Source organism: Sutcliffiella deserti, assembly GCF_020037475.1.
Classification (GTDB): domain Bacteria; phylum Bacillota; class Bacilli; order Bacillales; family Bacillaceae_I; genus Sutcliffiella_A; species Sutcliffiella_A deserti.
On the sequence record NZ_JAIQDB010000001.1, the window covers coordinates 729,525 to 749,030 of the forward strand.

At 36.5% G+C, this 19,506-nt stretch carries 26 protein-coding genes, 1 tRNA gene and 1 pseudogene; 12 read left to right on the forward strand and 16 right to left on the reverse strand.

Annotation, left to right across the window (positions count from 1 at the left end; genetic code table 11):
* The first annotated feature begins 102 nt into the window (after nt 1–102).
* A complete protein-coding gene (locus K9B36_RS03550; protein ID WP_223700616.1) occupies nt 103–447 on the forward strand; it encodes a CHY zinc finger protein in 345 nt (114 codons plus the stop codon).
* A 114-nt stretch (nt 448–561) separates the two neighbouring features.
* On the opposite strand, the gene K9B36_RS03555 is transcribed toward K9B36_RS03550, so the two are convergent.
* The 4 genes from K9B36_RS03555 to K9B36_RS03570 all read right to left on the reverse strand — a co-directional run bounded on the left by K9B36_RS03555 (nt 562) and on the right by K9B36_RS03570 (nt 3,216).
* Nucleotides 562–885, reverse strand: coding sequence for an SCP2 sterol-binding domain-containing protein (locus K9B36_RS03555; protein WP_223700617.1), 324 nt, complete (start codon nt 883–885; stop codon nt 562–564).
* A 123-nt stretch (nt 886–1,008) separates the two neighbouring features.
* On the reverse strand, nt 1,009–1,572 hold the full coding sequence (locus K9B36_RS03560; RefSeq protein ID WP_223700618.1) for a histidine phosphatase family protein: 564 nt from the start codon (nt 1,570–1,572) through the stop codon (nt 1,009–1,011).
* 75 nt (nt 1,573–1,647) lie between these two features.
* On the reverse strand, nt 1,648–2,103 hold the full coding sequence (locus tag K9B36_RS03565) for a GNAT family N-acetyltransferase (RefSeq protein WP_223700619.1): 456 nt from the start codon (nt 2,101–2,103) through the stop codon (nt 1,648–1,650).
* 84 nt (nt 2,104–2,187) lie between these two features.
* Nucleotides 2,188–3,216, reverse strand: coding sequence for a DUF2332 domain-containing protein (locus K9B36_RS03570; protein ID WP_223700620.1), 1,029 nt, complete (start codon nt 3,214–3,216; stop codon nt 2,188–2,190).
* 56 nt (nt 3,217–3,272) lie between these two features.
* Here K9B36_RS03570 and K9B36_RS03575 point away from each other — a divergent pair, with 56 nt between their 5' ends.
* Complete coding sequence (locus tag K9B36_RS03575) at nt 3,273–3,488, forward strand: TlpA disulfide reductase family protein (RefSeq protein WP_223700621.1); 216 nt, start codon at nt 3,273–3,275, stop codon at nt 3,486–3,488.
* A gap of 196 nt (nt 3,489–3,684) precedes the next feature.
* On the opposite strand, the gene K9B36_RS03580 is transcribed toward K9B36_RS03575, so the two are convergent.
* The 4 genes and pseudogenes from K9B36_RS03580 to K9B36_RS03595 all read right to left on the reverse strand — a co-directional run bounded on the left by K9B36_RS03580 (nt 3,685) and on the right by K9B36_RS03595 (nt 6,039).
* Nucleotides 3,685–4,164: a GNAT family N-acetyltransferase gene (locus K9B36_RS03580; RefSeq protein ID WP_223700622.1), complete on the reverse strand. Its 480-nt coding sequence runs from the start codon at nt 4,162–4,164 to the stop codon at nt 3,685–3,687.
* Between the two features lie 72 nt (nt 4,165–4,236).
* Nucleotides 4,237–4,808: pseudogene (locus K9B36_RS03585) on the reverse strand (class I SAM-dependent methyltransferase); the annotation flags it as partial.
* A 329-nt stretch (nt 4,809–5,137) separates the two neighbouring features.
* On the reverse strand, nt 5,138–5,503 hold the full coding sequence (locus K9B36_RS03590) for a rhodanese-like domain-containing protein (protein ID WP_223700623.1): 366 nt from the start codon (nt 5,501–5,503) through the stop codon (nt 5,138–5,140).
* A gap of 464 nt (nt 5,504–5,967) precedes the next feature.
* Nucleotides 5,968–6,039 (reverse strand) — tRNA-Val (locus tag K9B36_RS03595).
* A 337-nt stretch (nt 6,040–6,376) separates the two neighbouring features.
* Here K9B36_RS03595 and K9B36_RS03600 point away from each other — a divergent pair.
* Nucleotides 6,377–6,547 (forward strand): hypothetical protein, encoded by a 171-nt coding sequence (locus K9B36_RS03600; protein ID WP_223700624.1) that lies wholly within the window; start codon nt 6,377–6,379, stop codon nt 6,545–6,547.
* A 263-nt stretch (nt 6,548–6,810) separates the two neighbouring features.
* Here the strand turns inward: K9B36_RS03600 and K9B36_RS03605 are convergent, their stop codons facing one another.
* Nucleotides 6,811–7,122 (reverse strand): hypothetical protein, encoded by a 312-nt coding sequence (locus K9B36_RS03605; RefSeq protein WP_223700625.1) that lies wholly within the window; start codon nt 7,120–7,122, stop codon nt 6,811–6,813.
* 146 nt (nt 7,123–7,268) lie between these two features.
* Here K9B36_RS03605 and K9B36_RS03610 point away from each other — a divergent pair, with 146 nt between their 5' ends.
* Both K9B36_RS03610 and K9B36_RS03615 read left to right on the forward strand, forming a co-directional pair.
* Nucleotides 7,269–7,496: a hypothetical protein gene (locus K9B36_RS03610; RefSeq protein WP_223700626.1), complete on the forward strand. Its 228-nt coding sequence runs from the start codon at nt 7,269–7,271 to the stop codon at nt 7,494–7,496.
* A gap of 94 nt (nt 7,497–7,590) precedes the next feature.
* Nucleotides 7,591–8,142 carry an HD domain-containing protein gene (locus K9B36_RS03615; RefSeq protein ID WP_223700627.1) on the forward strand — a complete coding sequence of 184 codons (552 nt, stop codon included), beginning with the start codon at nt 7,591–7,593 and terminating at the stop codon, nt 8,140–8,142.
* A gap of 108 nt (nt 8,143–8,250) precedes the next feature.
* Here the strand turns inward: K9B36_RS03615 and K9B36_RS03620 are convergent, their stop codons facing one another.
* From K9B36_RS03620 to K9B36_RS03635, 4 genes are all read right to left on the reverse strand, one after another.
* The gene (locus tag K9B36_RS03620) at nt 8,251–8,841 is read right to left on the reverse strand and encodes an SCO family protein (protein WP_223700628.1); all 591 of its coding nucleotides are present in this window, start codon (nt 8,839–8,841) and stop codon (nt 8,251–8,253) included.
* A gap of 90 nt (nt 8,842–8,931) precedes the next feature.
* On the reverse strand, nt 8,932–9,930 hold the full coding sequence (locus K9B36_RS03625; RefSeq protein ID WP_223700629.1) for an aliphatic sulfonate ABC transporter substrate-binding protein: 999 nt from the start codon (nt 9,928–9,930) through the stop codon (nt 8,932–8,934).
* 81 nt (nt 9,931–10,011) lie between these two features.
* A complete protein-coding gene (locus K9B36_RS03630; protein WP_223700630.1) occupies nt 10,012–10,767 on the reverse strand; it encodes an ABC transporter permease in 756 nt (251 codons plus the stop codon).
* On the reverse strand, nt 10,764–11,537 hold the full coding sequence (locus K9B36_RS03635; RefSeq protein WP_223700631.1) for an ABC transporter ATP-binding protein: 774 nt from the start codon (nt 11,535–11,537) through the stop codon (nt 10,764–10,766). The genes K9B36_RS03630 and K9B36_RS03635 overlap by 4 nt, the downstream gene beginning before the upstream one ends.
* Nucleotides 11,538–11,757: 220 nt before the next feature.
* Here K9B36_RS03635 and K9B36_RS03640 point away from each other — a divergent pair, with 220 nt between their 5' ends.
* From K9B36_RS03640 to K9B36_RS03655, 4 genes are all read left to right on the forward strand, one after another.
* Nucleotides 11,758–12,486 carry an alpha/beta hydrolase gene (locus K9B36_RS03640; protein WP_223700632.1) on the forward strand — a complete coding sequence of 243 codons (729 nt, stop codon included), beginning with the start codon at nt 11,758–11,760 and terminating at the stop codon, nt 12,484–12,486.
* A 108-nt stretch (nt 12,487–12,594) separates the two neighbouring features.
* Nucleotides 12,595–13,116: a YjcG family protein gene (locus tag K9B36_RS03645; RefSeq protein WP_223700633.1), complete on the forward strand. Its 522-nt coding sequence runs from the start codon at nt 12,595–12,597 to the stop codon at nt 13,114–13,116.
* A gap of 3 nt (nt 13,117–13,119) precedes the next feature.
* On the forward strand, nt 13,120–13,545 hold the full coding sequence (locus tag K9B36_RS03650) for a GNAT family N-acetyltransferase (RefSeq protein ID WP_223700634.1): 426 nt from the start codon (nt 13,120–13,122) through the stop codon (nt 13,543–13,545).
* 343 nt (nt 13,546–13,888) lie between these two features.
* Nucleotides 13,889–14,590 (forward strand): DUF421 domain-containing protein, encoded by a 702-nt coding sequence (locus tag K9B36_RS03655; protein WP_223700635.1) that lies wholly within the window; start codon nt 13,889–13,891, stop codon nt 14,588–14,590.
* On the opposite strand, the gene K9B36_RS03660 is transcribed toward K9B36_RS03655, so the two are convergent.
* Both K9B36_RS03660 and K9B36_RS03665 read right to left on the reverse strand, forming a co-directional pair.
* On the reverse strand, nt 14,560–15,468 hold the full coding sequence (locus tag K9B36_RS03660) for an MBL fold metallo-hydrolase (RefSeq protein ID WP_223700636.1): 909 nt from the start codon (nt 15,466–15,468) through the stop codon (nt 14,560–14,562). The two genes, K9B36_RS03655 and K9B36_RS03660, sit on opposite strands and share 31 nt — an antisense overlap.
* 28 nt (nt 15,469–15,496) lie before the next feature.
* Nucleotides 15,497–15,760 carry a hypothetical protein gene (locus tag K9B36_RS03665; protein ID WP_223700637.1) on the reverse strand — a complete coding sequence of 88 codons (264 nt, stop codon included), beginning with the start codon at nt 15,758–15,760 and terminating at the stop codon, nt 15,497–15,499.
* A gap of 128 nt (nt 15,761–15,888) precedes the next feature.
* On the opposite strand from K9B36_RS03665, the gene K9B36_RS03670 reads away from it, so the two are divergent.
* The 3 genes from K9B36_RS03670 (at nt 15,889) to K9B36_RS03680 (ending at nt 19,083) form a co-directional block, all read left to right on the forward strand.
* Entirely contained in the window at nt 15,889–18,180 is a 2,292-nt protein-coding gene (locus tag K9B36_RS03670) for an ATP-dependent helicase (protein ID WP_223700638.1), read from the forward strand.
* A gap of 187 nt (nt 18,181–18,367) precedes the next feature.
* Nucleotides 18,368–18,535 carry a sporulation histidine kinase inhibitor Sda gene (sda, locus tag K9B36_RS17030; protein ID WP_223700639.1) on the forward strand — a complete coding sequence of 56 codons (168 nt, stop codon included), beginning with the start codon at nt 18,368–18,370 and terminating at the stop codon, nt 18,533–18,535.
* Nucleotides 18,536–18,615: 80 nt separating this feature from the next.
* The gene (locus tag K9B36_RS03680; protein WP_223700640.1) at nt 18,616–19,083 is read left to right on the forward strand and encodes a hypothetical protein; all 468 of its coding nucleotides are present in this window, start codon (nt 18,616–18,618) and stop codon (nt 19,081–19,083) included.
* 74 nt (nt 19,084–19,157) lie between these two features.
* Here K9B36_RS03680 and K9B36_RS03685 read toward each other — a convergent pair whose 3' ends face one another.
* Complete coding sequence (locus tag K9B36_RS03685) at nt 19,158–19,418, reverse strand: stage VI sporulation protein F (protein WP_223700641.1); 261 nt, start codon at nt 19,416–19,418, stop codon at nt 19,158–19,160.
* Between the last annotated feature and the right edge of the window lie 88 nt (nt 19,419–19,506).

Consider the following 19,506-nt stretch of genomic DNA (forward strand, 5'->3'; position numbering starts at 1 on the left):
ATGATCACCAGATTTGTTTTATTGACGAATAATTAAAGGATTTAGTGGCTTGTATTGAGAATTATTAAAAGTACCTTAAACTAGCCGCAGGAGCGATCAGTGATGCAAAAATCAAACATTCTCCAGGTTCATGGCCAGACTGTTGACCATGAAACAAGATGTGTTCATTATCAATCTCCAAAAGATGTCATTGCAATAAAATTCTACTGCTGTCAAAAATATTTTCCATGCTACAAATGCCATGATGAACAAGAAAATCATTCAATAAAAGTATGGCCAAAGGAAAAATGGAATCAAAAAGCAATTCTATGTGGAGCCTGCAGCAACGAACTAACTATTGAAGAATATTTAATGAGCGATTCCAGCTGCCCTTACTGCTCCGCAAAGTTTAACCCGGGCTGCGAGTTGCACTATCACTTATATTTTGAAAAAAAAGAGACCTCTTAAGGTCGTTATTACTGACCGTAGACAATCTCAAGGAAATATGAGGTTGTCTACGGTTTTTCCACTTTAATAGTCTTAGGACCCCGGTGCACTTATGGGTTTAAATCATATACGATTTTATTGGTATTTTTCTAAGGCAGATTGGAGCTTTAACGCTTGACCAAGTTCCCCTTTGACTTTGAGCTTTCCTGTCATATATGCCATCGTTGTATTAAAATCTCCAGCAATCATTTTTAATACATTCTCATCTGATAGCTGAAGCGTGCAATCGGCCGCTTTATCTGAACCTTCGAACATATCAACGTGACCTTTTTCAAAAGAAAACTGATAGGTTTTTCCTTCACTAAGATCAAATTGATAAATTGCATTCAGATTTTTTATCCCTTCAGGCTCTTGGTTCATTTTCTGTACTAGTTGTTGAAAAGCAATTTCGACATCCATCTTTTCGATCCCCCCTTTTGTATGTATCTCTTCATATTTCGCTATAATTTTCAAAAGTCCTTTTTATTAGACTCTTTTCGTTATGGTTGCTTCAAGCTCCTAGTGAGTAATTTTTTGCAAATACTAAGTTGTGAAGGTTTTTCCATTTTTCCATAGCCGTTCAATTTTCTCTTCCTCTGTTGTGATGCTCAATAAATACACGTCTGGATTACTCAAGCTCTTCCATTCTTCAAAGCCGAAATTTTTATCAAAGTAGTTTAACAATAGGGATATTATCCCTCCGTGTGCAACAATAATGGTATTCTCAAAATCACTAGCCATGATTTCATTTACAACCTTTACAATCCGAATCATAGCTTCATTACTGGATTCTCCACCTTTATACTTTAATTTCATATCGTTGAATGTTGCTTCCAGTTTGTTCATCCAATCAGGAAAAAAGGTCGAGCTAAGCACACGTTCTGTTAATCGGTTATCCATCTCTATTTCTATTTTCTGGCTCTTTGCAAAAGGCTTTATAGTTTGAATGGCTCGTAAGTAAGGACTGGAAATGACTCGATCAATCTTTATTTTAGATAAAAAATCAGCTAATTCATTTGCTTGAATGAACCCTTTTTCTGTTAACTGCGCATCAGAAGATTGCCCCTCCGCTTCACAGTGTCTAATTACATAAATTTTTTTAACCATAGTTCCTCCTTTAAAAATTTTACAGTAGTAAACTTGACCTCTTTAATCTTTTCAAAATCAAATGGGTATGTGTATTCAAAACAAATCCTGGGACATCCGTATCATGTCTCTGCACCAGATACCGTTTTCAAAAATCTTATTCTCATAGTGCCGTATAAAAAAATCACGATCAACACCGGTAATTCTAAAGCCACACTTTTGATACAAAGCTAATTGCCCTATACTGGAATTTCCCGTTCCAACTTCTATTGTTTTGTAGCCTTCTGCTTTTGATTTTTGAATTGCATCCATAAGCAACTGCCTTCCAAACCCTTTTCCTTGAGTGTTCTCAGAAACAGCTATGTTAACTAACTCAACTGTTTCTGGTCTTGTGGGAAGCAAAACATAGACACCTATTAGTTCTTTATTATTTTCAGCTATATAACATGTTCCCCGTCTCACATATTCCTCTATTAATTTTCGAGAAGGGTCAGCTAGCAATAATAAATCTATTGGGGGGATTTCGTTAACATCCAGCTCTCTAACCCTCATGACATCTTCTCCCTGTATCTTTTTAATAGAACCGTAAAGCACTAGAGTTACCTTATCGACTCATTATCTAAAAACTTAGATAACTCATAGCTTCCATTTAAACCACCTTCCATGTCCATCGGTTTCCGCTATTGTTTCGTTATGTTCTATACCATTTATGTAATAATCAAGATGAAGATCTCTATCCCAAATATTATTATAAATATGACATACATCTCTTTTCTTCGCAATTTCCTTAACGTTCTCTAGTAACTTATATTTAGTAGCTACTGGAATTTGGTTAGCCACGTGAGTATGAAAAATACATATAGTTGAATCATTTGGGATTTGCTCAATAATACGAGAAAGTAATTTAACTCCATCACCTTCAATTAAATTTAGCTCATCCTTATTGTCAGTAACATAAGAAACAGCCTGTTCGAACAATGCTCTTCTTTCTTTATGTTCTGGCCAGATTAATGCATTTAACCACAATACATCCTCCACATTGGAAACATCATTAATGTGCAGATCTAATCCGTACCTGTGAGTTACAGCAGGAATTACTTTAGAAAGAATTGGTGTGTTTTCCCCTTTGATTTCTGACCTTATGTACACCTTTGAATCACTATCACCAAATACTTCATCTGAATTATAGGAGTATGCGTATTTATCCCATAAAAGCTGGAATCCTGCACTTGTTCCAATTTCTATCAACGCTAATGGCTTTTTAGCCTTGTTATAAACATAGGTGAAACTTGGATAAAGGTATCCACAACGTCTAACTTCATTAGTCTGTACCAACTTTTCTCTCAATAAAGAGATAATATGATCGTTGTATTTTGAACAGAAATCCCTGAAATATTGAAATGATTCTTGCGTTTCTTTGGGCTTCTCAACCAAACTAGGATAATACTGACGTAATGGATGTTCCTCTCCATTCATTAGAAGATAATGTACGGCTCCAAAGAATAAATTTGGAATCGGCTGCCCTTCCCTTGCATATGAACTCAATTTTAGCAATTCAACATCCTCTACTATTTTTAATGATAAATACTCATATAGTTCACTCGACCCTGCACATTCTTTTTGAGCAAATGTTTTAAACTTTACTGATACTTGATTAAGTTCCACAGTTATCCCTCCTTGCTCTCTTCTTGGTAATTAATCCTATTCATGAAATGACCCATATGCAAGCCTTTTATGAAAACAATAAAGATGACATTGAGATATTGGCTGTAAATTTAACTAATGTTGATAAAGGTCAGGATGCTATCAATGCCTTTGTACTAGAGTATGGGCTAACCTTCCCAATCCCTCTTGATGAGGACGGTATGATTGGTATGCAATATCAAGCCTTCTCGATTCCAACCAGTTTTGTTATTGACTCGGAAGGTATTATATAATAGGTCCTATGAATGAGAATATGATGGAGAGCTTAACAAAAGATATTAATTGAATTTTTTTAAAATGTTTTTCCTTAAAAAACCCAGGTCTATAGACTATGGGTTTTTATTCTTTATTCAGTTGTTACTAGAAATCAGGAAAAATCGTTTCATAATTAGTAGCTGTGGTGAATATTAAACAGAAAAAAGTACACCTTTATGATAATTCTTTCATATACCAGGCGTCCATCGCATTATGCTCTGATCCTCCTAGTGCTCTATCAAGTTGTTTGAAGCCTAATTTGATGTAAAGAAGATTAGCTGCTTGGAGTTTCTCCATTGTCTCTAGGTAACAGAAGGTATAGTGTTCTTTGGCGAAGTCTAGTGCTACTTTCATCAATTCTTTCGACAGACCTCTACCTTGAGCATCCGGTGTAATGTACAGCTTTTGTAGCTCGCAAATCCCTTCATTCTCTCCAAATGGTGCAATACCCACGCCGCCAACTACTTCATCTTGTTCATTCACTGCAACCCAGTACTTTGCATTTGTATATTGCTTGTAATACTGTGCTAGATTGCTCAGTTGGGGATCAAAATATGCTGTTCCTGGAATATTTAAGTTAAATGATTCTAATGAACGTTTAATAATTTGTTCCATCGTTCTATTGTCTTTTTCTTCAATTTCCCGTATCTGCATTGTCTCCTCCCCCATCCTTAACTAAATGGTAAACCACACCTTGCAGTTTTTGAACTTGGTTTACTTGATAGGCTATTGTGCAGCAAACTGAATGGCATGACTTAAGCCTTTATGTAGTTCTCCTTCATTCCGGATTACCTCGCCCATAAATAAGAGGACAATACGCCAATCTTCAAATGTTCGCATAAATTCTTCCGGTGTATACAAAAATTCCAAATCTTTCGGTCCACCACTGTTATAAGGGAGTTGATGGATAGAATACACTTCCGCTAAAAAGTAACCACCGGGTTTGACAGCCTCTTTCACACCCTCAAGGGTTTTCTTCCGTAGTTCTGATTGAAAATGCCCAAATATACATACAACTTCATCCCATTTATTATTTTCCCATGATGCTTCATTTAAGTCTACAAGTTCAGTGTGAAGGGATACTCCTCGTTTATTTGCGAGCGCATTTGTTTTTGTTAGACCGGATTCAGCAAATCCCATACCGTCACCTTCATTCCCTTTTCAGCTAAAAAAACAGCAGTTCGGCCTTCACCTTCTGCAATTGCCAGAGCATTACCTGATAAAGGAATTTTATTCAGTATCTCTTCTAAAAATACATTTGGTTCCGTTCCATATACATAGTTCTTATCTTGAAATCGAGTCTTTCAATGATTCATCTTATACTACTCCTCTTTAGTTAAATTTTGTGATTCTGTATAAAAATGAATAGAAAAAAAAGAGGCTAAAAGCCCCCCAATTTATAATATTTTGTAAAGTAGACGATGACTCCTACCAGGAGCCAAAATAAAAGCCCTGGTCATATAGGTGGTAAAAATTTCAATCGGGATTTTTTATTTTTAATTCCTCAAGTACCATTACCACAACTTTTAAGATTATTGTTTTCTATTCTAATCACCCTATTCTTAAAATATTTATCCCCTGTTCAGATAGAACATAATCGGACATTAACATGCTTTGATGGGTGCAATTAAGCTGTTCTCTGTTTTATCTCTTTTTTACAATCACAATCTGTTAGAGAATAACCGATAATCTCAAAGCCTCTTTTTCTTAAAAAACGAATACTAATATTTTTCTCTAGATGATTAGAAGCTAGTATAATAATTTTAGATTTGGGTAATTCACTGTAGTTTCTTTTTAAATAGGCTACAGGAATATTAATTGATTCCCGGATTGAATCTTTATAAGCTTGGTTGTAATCTCTAACATCTACAATTTTTATGATATCTTCATTTGTGCTTAACGAACTTACACAAGGAATCCCCCTGATAGGAAAATATCTTATATATAAGGCAGCAGAAATTATACCAAGTACTATTAATACAATAAAGAACATATTTAACCTCCTTGTCAAATGGAAGGGATTATTACTTTACGTTAATGTTATACCCCTTAGGGTATATTGTCAATAGTTATATACTCTTACCACAACAGTCTCAAATACCTTAAAAATATGATTAAATCAAAGGAAGGATATGGTTAAGCAGAAAAATTAGCATTAAGTATTGTATGTTTTGAATCTGAGTTACCCAAAAACAAACCAGTCTATTTATCCTGTGAGGTTGGTTTAAGGGGTTATCTTGCGACTAACCTTACGATGCGAAAAATATTTTCAGGAATGATTGGGTATTTTTATTACAGCATTCCTTACAAGGATGATGTCCCCCGTAGTTTCTACATAGTATGTCTAGCAATTTTTCTAGTATAGACTAATGCATTAAGAGATTTATCCAATTTAATAGATTTGCATAAAAAAAGCCTCAATTTCTTGAACAAAAGAAATTGAAGCTTCTTCATAAATGATCTGAGAGGGATTCGAACCCCCGACCCCTACCCTGTCAAGGTAGTATTCTCCCGCTGAACTATCAGATCATGTTTTTATATGATTTCCAAACTGAAAAAAGCAGATTTTAAAAGTGTTTATTAATAATAAAACTTGATGACGTTTCTCTATTGAATATACTAAATTATAGTCTATTAGAGCACTTCTTTGCAATAGTTTTACACAAGAAACTATAAATATTTTCTTCATTACCGCACCAATATACTCAAACTTACAATCGCTTTAGGTGTATGTACTATAGTAAGTTTAATGCGTAAGAATGGATACATTTGGAATTATATTTGGTATGATAGATGATAGTTGAAAGATTAACTATTGCTTAGGGGGACTACAGAATGATTATATATAATTTTGAGGTGAACATCTATGATTTATAGAATTCTAATGATATTGGCGATATTAATCCTAATAATTGACTATTTTGTAGGGCCAACTTTTTTTGATTCTTCTCCTTCTGATAATGGTACGTTTGTTGCACTAATGTTAATATGCATAGTTGTGAATCACCTCTTAATTAATTCGGAAAACAGAAAATAATCACTATCCTATTTTAATACCCCTCCTACTTCCATTGTCTTTTATACATTAGACGTACGGAGTGGTTTTTGTCGTTAATTTCTGATTGTAGAAGAATTCTTTATTGGAAGGTTACAAATGCCAGTCGTAAGAACGATACTTCAAATGTCCAAATCCAAAAACCAGTTACCTTACACCAACAAAAACCACTGTTCTAATTCCTAGAATTATTATAGAAAAAGCACAAGGCAGACTGATAGGTATGGATAGTGACAATACTCCAATTAAGAACGTAATACATTCTTCTCTCTTCCTGAACCATAAGCATCAATCATGAGCAGAATCGCTGTAACCGTATGTAAGGCCCACCCTAAAAACGGAATCCATGCTAAACAAGAGGTTACAATTCCCCAGATGCTTCCATGCTTTTTTTCTCCCTCCTGCACACTAAAAACCAGCGTAATAATATGAAGCACGAGAATAATGCCAAGTGGTGCATACAATAGAGAAATAACTGTTGTACCTCCAATAATAGGTATAGCCAAAAAAGCTTCTAAACCACCAGTAACCCATTTCAATGTTGTAGAGATTTTCATTTAATCACCTCCATTTAAGTATAGGCGAAACAATCATTTCTAATAAAGTATATTCTACAAATGAAAGAAAACAACCAGAATATATGTTCTGTTTTTTGTTGAATAAAAAACATATGTTCGTATATAATATAGAGGAGGTGATGACAATGGAACGTTTATTAAAATGGTATGGCGGGAACAAAGAACCTGTACAGATCATTTATATGGCGAAGAACGGAACGATTACTCAAAGAAACATCACGATACTAAAATTAACTAACTTAAGCGTCATTGCATACTGTCACTTACGAAAAACGAACAGAACCTTCTTGTATGAGAATATCCTTTCCTTTGCCCCTATAAAGAAACCAAGAAAGGAAAACATTGCTATATAAATTCCGCAATTTACCTATTGTAACTAGCTTACTACTTATGATATTCTATACAGTAATATATTTTTATATGCTAATCAAAAAAGGAGGAGTAATCATGAGAAATGTCACATTAACTGATTTATTTCAACATCCTATTACGCAGAAGTATTTACAACGATCAGGAGTTGCGCATGCCATAGAAGTAACAAATCATGCATTTCACTTGGCGTTTAAATATAATGTGAGTGTTGACCTTGCTACAAAGGCAGCATTATTACATGATATTGGTCATTATGAGTGGTACCGTCAGGGTAAGTGGGATTATGAACTTTATCGCAAAAATGATATTCACGCGATTAAAGGTGCTGAACGTGCCCACAAACTGTTAATACGTTTGGGCGAAAACCCTCAGAACGCTAAAGTTATTTCCGTAGCAATCCTTTTGCACACTGATAGCTATTTGCCGGAAATTGATATTAACCGTAGCCCGCTGCAAAAGGTTGTAAAGTTAGCAGATGAAATGGATGAAGAACAGGCTGGAAAACACCACTACAAACAGATTGACAAGGTTACCGCTTTAGAGAAAATACAACACCTAGATGAACTTGTGGAACGCTACCTATCGAAGCAACAGCTCCCACTCGACAATCAAGAAAAGCTTATGTGATTTACACACTTAAAAATAAAAGAAGAGGTAGCCAATGCTGCCACCTCTTACGTTACTTGATCACGGTTTCTTTCTGAATCATCCCTTTATAAAAAAACCCCAAAAAAACTATTCTGTCACTTTTTTAATATCCTCCATGATCTCTTCATAAGGAACATCCATTCCGCTATATTGCTCTCTTACAAAACCCTCTTTGTCTACTAGAAATATCCCTGTACTATGCATATATTGGTCTGAGCTTTCATCCTTTGCTGCTGGTACCATAAAGGAAACATTCGCTAACCTTTCAATCGTTTCCTGGTCATATCCAGTTACAAATTGCCAGCTTTCATAATCAGCATCCACCCGATCACCATATTCTTTAAGGATTTCCGGGGTATCTACATTTGGATCTATACTAAAAGAAACAATCGGGACATTATACCCCTCTGCTTTTAGTTCACGTTGTACTCTCGCCATATTTGCAGTCATTGGCGGACACACGGTATCACAATTGGTAAAAATGAAATTTGCCAGCCAAAATTCTCCTTGATGATCTAATGACGTAAAGCCCTCTGCATCTTGATTTATCCCTTTTACTTCACTAACTTCTAACTTCATGGAAAATTCTTCATCTAAATTAACCTTACTTTCGCTGCTACATGCAGTAAAAAATAGAAAAGTTGCAATTAATCCAAAGCTGAATATTAATCTTTTCATTATAAAAACCTCCAGAATGTTCACTAGCACCCCTATTTAGCCTATAAAAAAAGTGTCGAAACTATTATAGCCCGACACCTTCCGTTTATGCTAGTCAATGAATTGTGTATCAATAAGATTTTGGAAATCAGGTTTTTCTTTTAAGAATTTCAAATCAAAGGAAGAGTTTGCGAACTCTTGAATAACCTCAGCATCAACTTCATGTGTAAACCGAATTCGCTCCCACGCACTGTCCACTACTTCTTTGGAAAGTTCCTGGTTGGTTGTTTCCTTAATCGACTTGATTGCAATTTCTTTAGATTCTTCAGGGTTTTCGATAATAAAATCAACGGAATCTTGATGAGCTTCAACCAGTTTCCCCACAAGTTCATTATTCTCTTCAATTAGTTTACCTGTTGTAACGAAAATGGTGTTCGGCAAGGTAGTGCCAAAGGAAATTTCATTGCTATCCACTAAGATCTTCGCACCATTTTCAATAGATAAAACAGATGCCCAAGGTTCAGGTACAGCTGCCGCATCGACTTTTCCTGACTCAAACATACCACCATATTGTGCAGGGTTCCCTGTTACATGTTTCATTGTTCCACCTATTCTTGCAGAAGTTAATCCGTAATCTTGCAGAAATGTTTCCATTTGAACATCATGTGTACATCCAACACCAGGTGTAATGAAGGTTGCACCTTCTAACTCTTCGATAGAAGTAATTCCACTTTCTTTACTTGCAATGATAACTGTGCCTCCAGATGAAGCACCTGCTACGATTCTTACGTCTGCCCCACTAGAATAATTGTTCATAACTGGTGCTGGTCCCACTAACCCTGCATCAATATCTCCTGTCTTTAATGCAGTCATAAAAGCTCCTCCATCAGGAAAAGTTTTATATTCTACCGCGTAGTCATCGCCTAACGCCTTCTCGTATAATTCCTTTTCACGCGCTATCATTCCTGGCACATGGTCAATATTAGGGAAATACCCGATAACAACTGTTTCTTTTCCATCTGCTGAGCTACCGCTAGTAGATCCACACCCACTTAGTACCCCCATTAGTAATATAAATAATGCCGAGATAACTAACCAACCTTTTTTCATTTTGCTTCCTCCCAATACTCTCTTATTATGAATGAACCTTTTCCCATAACGGATAATGATATACCAGTGTAAAAGTCAACCTTATGAATCCAAGCCCCAGCGTCGGATTACATTTTTCTCAAATCGCTGAAAGATTACTAGATCTACGAATGATCCAATGACACAAATGATAATAATAACACCAAACACTAAACTCATCTGACCAAAGTCAGCAGCATACTTCAATGTATAACCTAATCCAGGTCCCATGCTTAGGAGTTCCGCTGCCATAAGTGCTCTCCAAGCAAATGCCCATGCCAGTCTTGCACCTGTTACTGCGTATGGTACAGATGCCGGCAATATTATCTTCCAGAACATTTCAATACCTGTAGCCCCCATGGTTGAAGCTGCTTTAATATAAAGCGGCGGAACACTTTTGATCCCCATTCTCATATTGATGGTCATAACTAAGGTACCACCCAGGGTTACGATAAAAATAATCGCTGTTTCGTTAAAACCAAACCAGATGATGGCAAGTGGCAACCAAACAATGCTTGGAACACTTTGCAACGCAAGAACTAACGTCCCAAGTGTTTCGTCTGCAGATTTAGATTTTGCTAACCATATACCAAGCAGTGTTCCAAGTACTAATGCTATCCCTAATCCAACTGCTAATCGTTTAAAGCTTGCTAGAAGATCATAAAGTAAGGTTTTATCGGCAAAGCCGTTATATAGTGCCTCTGCTACATCTGTCGGTTTTGGCATTACAGCCGGTGACCAGCCGATAATTCGTACTGCCACCTCCCAAATTAAGAAGAGAGAGACAAAGAATACTAATCGTTTTAAATTTGGATTCATTGCTTTAACTCCTCTTTTACCACTTTATCTATTTCTTTTTCTAACATACTGCTAATTTCAGCTTCTAAGGCGGCAACTTCTTCATCAGTTCTTAGTCGCGGTCTTGGTAAATTGACTTTAATGTCTGCAATAATTGTGCCTGGTCTTGTTCCCATCACGAGAATCCTATCCGAAAGCTTAAGTGATTCATGAATGCTATGTGTAACAAATAACACCGTTTTATTTGTTTGCAGCCAAATTCCTTCAAGCTCTTGCTGAAGGCGTAATCTGGTCTGTTCATCCAAAGCACCAAATGGTTCATCCATAAGAAGGATGGTCGGATCCATTGCAAGGGCACGTGCGATGGCCACTCTTTGCTGCATTCCTCCTGATAATTCATGAGGATATTGAGTAAGGTTACTTCCTAGCTGTACCATTTTTAAATAAAGATGCGCTCTGGCAAAGCGTTCACTTTTATTTTTAATATCCCGAATGGCAAATAGGACATTTTCTTCCACTGTCATCCATGGAAATAGAGCAGCCTGCTGAAAGACCATTCCTCTGTCCTTTCCAGGCTTCTTAATAACTGAGTCCTGAAGTCGGATTTCTCCGGTTGTAGGTTTTAAAAGACCTGCCACCATCGAAAGAAGAGTGGATTTTCCGCAACCAGAAGGCCCAAGGATGGACACAAATTCACCTTCTGTAATATCCACATTTATAGAGGAAAGCACGAGATTTTCTTCATTATTTTGCATGTATCGTTTGGTTATATTGGAAAGTTTTAAAAACATTGTTTCACCCGCTTCTTTAATTCTTATAAGCTTAATCGGAATAATAGGAATAAGAACTATTATATAACGTATGTTTTATTCGTCAATATATTGACAGCAAAAAAAATATTTTCCTCCTTACAACAAGCGAACCTTTCCTACTTTTTTTAAAGAATATGATATGATTGGTTATAAAGCGCTTGCTAGAGTGGAATAAGACATCATAGGAGGTTAAATAGGGATGAAAAAGGCATTTGGCCGCATCGAAGAAAAAACTTTATATAGCAACGAATTACAAGAAGAAATAACCTTAATGGTTTATACACCAGCGAATTTTTCGCCACTTTATAAATACAATCTACTCATTGCCCAAGACGGCAAAGACTACTTCACATTAGGTAGAATAGGTAGTTTAGCGGATGAACTGTTAGAGAACCAAGAAATTCAAAACACGATAATTATCGGTATACCTTATAAGACTGTACAAGATCGCAGAGATAAATATCACCCAGAAGGAAGTAAGCAAGGTGCCTATATACGCTTTTTGGCTCACGAACTAACACCATATATTGATCAAGAATATCCTTCCTATCAAATGGGGATGGGTCGTGCATTAATCGGAAGCTCTTTAGGTGCAACAGTATCACTTACTGCCGCTCTTTCCTATCCTCATACGTTCGGGAAAGTAATTATGCAATCTCCGTATGTCGATGAGTCAGTATTAAGTAAGATAGAGGAATTTCAAGACACTTCCCTACTATCGCTCTACCATGTTATAGGTACTAAAGAAACAGCAGTCCCCACCACAGATGGCAAGAAGAAGGATTTTGTTGAGCCGAACCGGAAATTACATACTTTAATGAAAGACAAGAATTATTCTGTTATTTATGATGAATTCGAAGGAACCCATACTTGGACTTACTGGCAGCCTGACTTAAAAAAAGCCTTGCCAAGAATGCTTTCTTCTTAAGTAATTTTCAGAATTCTTTTCTATCAATTATCGTAAAACTGCGATAAAATAAAGAAAAGTTTTTCCGATGTGTTTATAAATTTTTAGCAAATGTAGGAGGGATATTGGATGAAATATGGTATTGCTATTTTTCCATCAAAAAAATTACAGGATTTTGCGAATTCTTATCGTAAACGCTATGATGCTCATTACGCATTGATTCCGCCACATATCACATTAAAGACTGCTTTTGAGATTAATGAATCAGACATGAGAGCGGTAACGGAGGAGCTTAGTTCAATTGCTAAAGAAACCCCACCTATCTCTATAAATATCCATAAAGTCAGTTCATTTGTCCCAGTTAATAACGTGATTTATCTCAAGGTAGATCCTGATGAGGAATTGCTATCACTTCATGAAAAATTGCACGCTGGAATGGGCTATTTTGAAGATAACCGCGAGTATTCTTATGTTCCTCACATTACAATTGGACAAAATTTATCAGACGATGAACATTCTGATGTATTAGGGTCCCTTAAAATGACAGAAATCGAGCATGAAGAAGTGGCAGATCGCTTTCATTTGTTATACCAATTAGAAGATGGTATGTGGACAGTATATGAAACGTTTCGTTTTGGAAAGGATTGCTGAACCTTGCAAGTAAAATTAGTAGAAAATGAGCAGGCACTACAAGATGCATATTCTGTTCGTAAAACTGTATTTGTAGAAGAACAATTAGTTCCTTTAGAAGAAGAAATCGATGAATTTGAAAAAGAGGCAGCACATTTCGTCCTTTATGATCAGAATCAAGCTGTTGGAGCAGGACGCTTTCGGGTTCTGCAAGGAATCGGTAAGGTAGAGCGAATTTGTGTACTCCCCTCTCACCGAGTTGCCAAAGGTGCAGGGCGCTTAATTATGAATGCCATTGAAAACTTTGCCAAAGAGAAAGGCATTTCTACTTTAAAACTCAATGCCCAAACCCATGCAGAAGGTTTTTATTCCAAGTTAGGCTATGAAACGGTATCAGGCTTATTTATGGACGCGGGTATACCACATGTAACAATGACAAAAAAACTATAAATGGATGCACCTATACAGATTACTGTGTAGGTGCATCCATTTTTATATTCATCTGTTATGTAGCAGCCCTGTTAACAATTTAGCTGTGTTAAACGCCGCTGTTGATAGCCGCAAAAGGCTACGCTTCCCACGGGGCGGTGCTGGAGCCTCCGGCAATCCTGCGTTGTCTGCCGTCTACGGCTATTTCCCGTTGGAGCCGCCTCCTTTTGCTCCAATCATCACTAGAATGGCGTAATTATCAAAACTCAACTTTAACAGAGCCAGAATTTAAATATACTTCATAATGCTTCCTTATTTTGTGCAAACTATTTGGAGGATAACGAATGAAGGGTGAAGCTAATTTATGATGGAATATGGACAAATTACAGTTGAGTTAATAATTGGATTTATCGCTCTTTTTGTCATCACACAAGTTTTGGGTAAAACACAGATTACTCAAATTACCCCTTTTGACTTTATCTCTGCTCTGGTATTAGGAGAATTAGTTGGTAATGCACTGTATGATGATGAGGTTGGTGTAGGTAAGATCCTTTTCACGGTAGCACTATGGGGGATTCTCATTTTTTTACTGGAGCTTATTACACAAAAGTGGGGGAAAACACGTGTTTTTTTAGAAGGCAGCCCATCCATGGTTATACATAAGGGACAGATTGTAAAAAAAGAGTTAAAAAAAGCAAAGCTCGATATCGATCAACTTCGCCACTTGTTGCGTTCCAAAGGAGCATTTTCCATAAAAGAAGTGGAATACGCCATATTAGAAACAGACGGAACAGTGAGCGTTCTTAAAAAACACAGATATGCCCAACCCTACAATTCCGACTTAAATATTCCGGAAAAGAAAGTAACCCTTGCCATCCCTTTAATTTCCGATGGACAAATACTTTCCGACAACCTAAAAGAAACAAACCTCACGGAGCAATGGCTTCTAACAGAAATAAAAAAACTAGGATATCATACGCCGCGCGACATCATTTATGCTGAATGGGAAGAAGCCAATCCATTGTTTGCCATTCCTTATTTAGAAAGTGATTCTACTAATAATTGATTATGCTTTACTAATAGGTCTACCTTGTTCTCCCTCATCAGTTTTGTTAGGTAGGCCGTTATGGCAGTACGAAATAACATATAAGAAGACGTGTTTTTTATCATAATTTCTTTTTCTCTACAGGCTTTTGTAATGAGCATATCCAAAGAAATACCTTCTGGGCTTTCTCTGATCATTTCATATAGGAGATTTTCAATTTCTTTGTGTACCTTAAGATTTTCTTCCAAGGTTAACTTAATATTCTCTTCAAAGCTTCCATGTCCTGGAACTGCTCCTTTGCATGAAAGTTTTTTTAATTTTTCAATGGATTGTATTGTCTGATGGGCATCGACAATATATGGAATTCGATGCTTGTGTAAAGATTCCACTCCGAAGTATCCATCTCCTGCAAAAAGAACCTCGTCATAAATGACACCAAATTGATTGTAACTATGACCAGGAAGCGCAATGGTTTCTATAGATGTATCTGCTAGTTGAACTGTTCCCTCTTCTTCCAGCACAAGGTCAACCCTTACCGCTTTTCCTTCAAGAAATTTATTTCTCCATGACTTTAGTGGCTGGACACCATGAAATAAATATAGCGGCTCAATCATCGGGTGTTGGAGGATCGCTGCCTCAAAGACAGGGGAAATAGTATAAACCTGGTATTCCTGCTGTAGATAGGCAGCTCCACCATAATGATCTGCATGTGCGTGAGTAATAAAAAGGTGGGTAATTGGTATTTCCATCTTTTGTGCTTCTTTAATAACCTTTTTCATCGTCTGGTCCTCTAAACCGGCATCAATAAGCATCCCTTCTTTTTTCGATAATCTAATATATCCTATATTAACCACCCCAGGGAAATACCCGGCTTTGTCCGTGATGGAATGAAACACCATTAGATACCCGTCCTTTTCATTCGAGCCTCTAGATAGACTCGTTAATATATCTTCCTTTTCCTGTTATATCAAAAAGCAATCGATCACTAATCTGCTTTGTTTGTTCTTCCCTTTTTCGTTCAACCAATCTGCTATGATTATTCTTTTGAATATCCTCCCAGGAATATTGGGAGTCGACACGATAAAAAGTTGGTTTAACTACTGGATCTAGCTTTATATATTCTTTAGTAGAAGCTGTCCGATTAGCATATTGTGTATACGTATCCATTTGTACTGGTAAGACATACCCCATTAATAATCACTCCTTTACTTATTTTTTCCCTTAATTTGAAAAAAACAAACTTATTGAAGTCAGATGTTTTCTCTATAGTTTATGTGTTAATATGAGAAAGATTGACGGTAAAAAGGAGTACATATCTTATGAAGTCTGCCATTTGGAATGAACGTAACATCCATTTAGATAATATAACAAGAGAACGCTATCAGGAAATTCATGAAGCAGGTATCAAAGGGACTCTTACATGCTCCACTTGCGGAGAAAAAGTTCAGCTCTATCTTGGTATATGGAAAGAACCTCAATTTTTTCATATCAATGAAGACATATCTCATGAAAATATAGAACGAAAAACACAAAAAGAAGCCGCTATCACTTTAGCTGAAGAGTATGTGGAGCGGGATGGATTTCGTTACCCAAAATCACGTGCCATCTCTCCCTCTTCACAAGATACAAAAAAATTAGATTGGAAAGAACCAAAAGTCCTCTCCCATCTTCCGATTTTTACAAAAGAAGTGTCAAAAACATCACCTGTTTTAAGTAGTTTTTTTGATCGGCTACAACAAAGACATATTTACTTAGATTCCTTTCAACAGGAAGCTGCTTCTTCGATAGATGGGCCATTGCTTGTACTTGCAGGAGCAGGCAGCGGAAAAACCCGTGTCTTAACAACCCGCGTTGCCTATATGGTACAGGAACATGCAATAGACCCGCGTTCGATTATGTTGATCACTTTTACTGCAAAAGCGGCCAATGAAATGAAAAATAGATTACGACTCTTTGAAGACCAGCATTCTCGTAAAATTTCATCCCTGGTCACTGGCACTTTTCATAGTATTTTCTACAAAATCCTATCACACGACCACCCTACCCGTTGGAATGGTGATAATCTTCTAAAATGGGATTGGCAAAAAGAGCAATTTCTTAAGCAGGCCGGTCGCAAACTTGGACTTGATGAAAAGGACTTTCCTTTTGATCAAGCTATTCAACAAATCGGGTTTTGGAAAAATAATATGCTTCTTCCTAAAAAGGTAAAAGCGAATAATAAGCTTGAAGAGCAAATTCTTTCTCTTTATCAAGACTACGAAGATTGGAAAAAAGAAAAACAGGTATTTGATTTTGATGATATGCTCATGGGGTGTTACGAGCTTTTAGCAAATAATCCTGACTTGCTAGCAAAATATCAAGCTCGTTTTAAGTACTTCCTGATTGATGAATTTCAAGATATTAATAAAGTACAATATGAAACGATAAAATTGCTCGCACTCGATGGAAATATATGTGCAGTTGGGGACGATGACCAATCTATCTATGCTTTTCGTGGAAGCAGTCCCGATTTCATTCTTAACTATCATATAGATTTTCCACATACCAAAATTGTGACACTTTCCAACAACTATCGTTCGAGCCATGGTATTGTGGCAGCTTCCAATCTTGTTATAGCTAAAAATAAAGGACGAAAACAAAAACGTATGTTAGCAGGATACGACAATAAATCATACCCGGTGCTCTTCTACCCTTACGATGAAGAAGAAGAGGCAACCATGATTGTCTGGGATATGAAACAACAAATAAAAAAAGGAGCCGCACCAAAAAATTTCGCGATATTATATCGGACTCACAGTGCAGCAAGGGCCATCTTCGAACGCCTTTCCCAGTCTGGTCTTCCTTTTTCCCTTGATCAGGATTATGAAAGCTTCTACAATCGTCGTATTGTAAAAGGAATTCTTGGTTTTTTACGGTTAAGTAATGACCCTAATGACGTGCAAGCCCTTTCCAATATATTACCTGCTCTCTTTTTAAAACAATCCAGTCTCCAAGACGCCAAAGCTCTTAGTATTCTAGAGGATTGCAGTCTTGTAAGAGCTCTAAGCAGTTTAAGTAATCTTCAGCCTTTTCAGTTAAAAAAGATAAAAAAAATCATCCCGATGTTTTCTGTATTAAAGACAGTAACACCTTCTGTTGCTCTAGAGATGATTGAGAAAGACATGGGCTTTGATGATTATATTAAAAAGCGTGGCAATGAAGGTAATTCTCTCGAAAAAGGATCAGATGATATACGCGACTTAAAAGTTGTCGCCAAGAAATTCAATTCAACTGTCAGCTTTTTAGAGCATGTGGATGACATGATTGCTAAAACAGATGAAATGAAGAAGCTTAGCAAAAAACATTCAAATGCCATACAATTGTCTACTATTCACCGTTCCAAAGGACTCGAATACAAACAAGTATTTTTACTTAGTGCTGTTGATGGCAGTTTACCTCATGATTTTTCACTAGAATCGTTTCGCAATGGAGATCAACACGCACTAGAAGAAGAACGCCGTTTACTATATGTTGCGATGACAAGAGCTCAAGAAGCACTATACATATCGGTACCGGAAAATAGACGTGGTAAAAAAGCATATATAACTAGATTTATTAGAGATATTCTATAACCACTCATGCAATCCCTTTAATGGGGTTGCTTTTTTAGTGGCTGTACCGATGTTTTCTGAATCAGCATATTTTTTCATAACTTATTTGGAAAGCGTTTGAAAAATGACAGTCTGGGTATTTACCACTTATTAGGATTTATATGACGGCTGCTTATTTCGCCATATTGGAAGGAGTTTGATCTTTTAAGTGCATCAAATCAAGAGTCCCTGTTCGATAAAATGCTTATCAAATGAGTCACTTCGCATTGCCTATAAACAGGCAAAAGATTTAAAATTAGATTTACATTTTATTCAGTTGTTAAAAGAAGAAATTAATAAAAGAAGAACTACTCAGCATCTGGAACATTCAGATTAACACTGCAAATAATATTATGTTATGTACTATTTGATGGTATTATTTAACCTATACATATAAAAGCTTATAAGGGGTTTCTGATGACAAACATATTACACGAAAAAGCTCAATGGACAGAATTTCATCGCAATCAGGCAATACAGTTATTTAATCAAGTGTGGGACCTCTTGGAAAAGGAAGATCGTACGGAAGAGGAAGACTTTCTTATGATACATAAGGCACATGCCTCTCGATATCATTGGACTGAGATAGGGGAACCTGTAAATTTTTCACGGGGTGAGTGGCAAATTTCACGGGTGTACGCAGTAATAGGGAGAGCAGAGTCCTCATTGGTACATGCTAAACGGAACCTTTCGATTTGTTTGGAGCATAAGATTGAAGATTTTGATTTAGCGTTTGCGTATGAGGCGATGGCAAGAGCTTATAGTCTCTTGAGCCAATATGATTTAAAAGAAGAATACTTGCAGATGGCCAAAGAAGCAGCCTCCCATATCATAAAGGATGGAGATCGTAAGCTTATACTGGAGAATTTGAAGACAATTTTATAAGGATTTGGTTTAGCATAGAAAAAAATATCTCCCACACTCCAAATAAAGGATGGCAGATATTTTTTTCTTTTTAGCTATTTTTTCTTTTCATTCAGCATTTTAGAAATAGTTCCCATGTCTACTGGTTTATTTCCATTAATCAATGTATTTACAATCTTATCTTCCAACTCTTTTGGAACCTTGCGGTTTGCTAAAGTTGCGACACGGCCGACTAAATTACGTACTGTTTGTTCGTCTTTGAAATTAGCATTTTGCATCGAGTTAGCCAGCTCAAAAACATCCTTCATATTTACACCTGTTTTCTTTTCTATACCTTTGAATAAATGATTATCCACCTAACATCCTCCTCCCGGATATACCACAATATATGTCTGTTTGCATTTGATGGTGACTTAAAAATAGAACTCAAAAAGCTCTGTAATT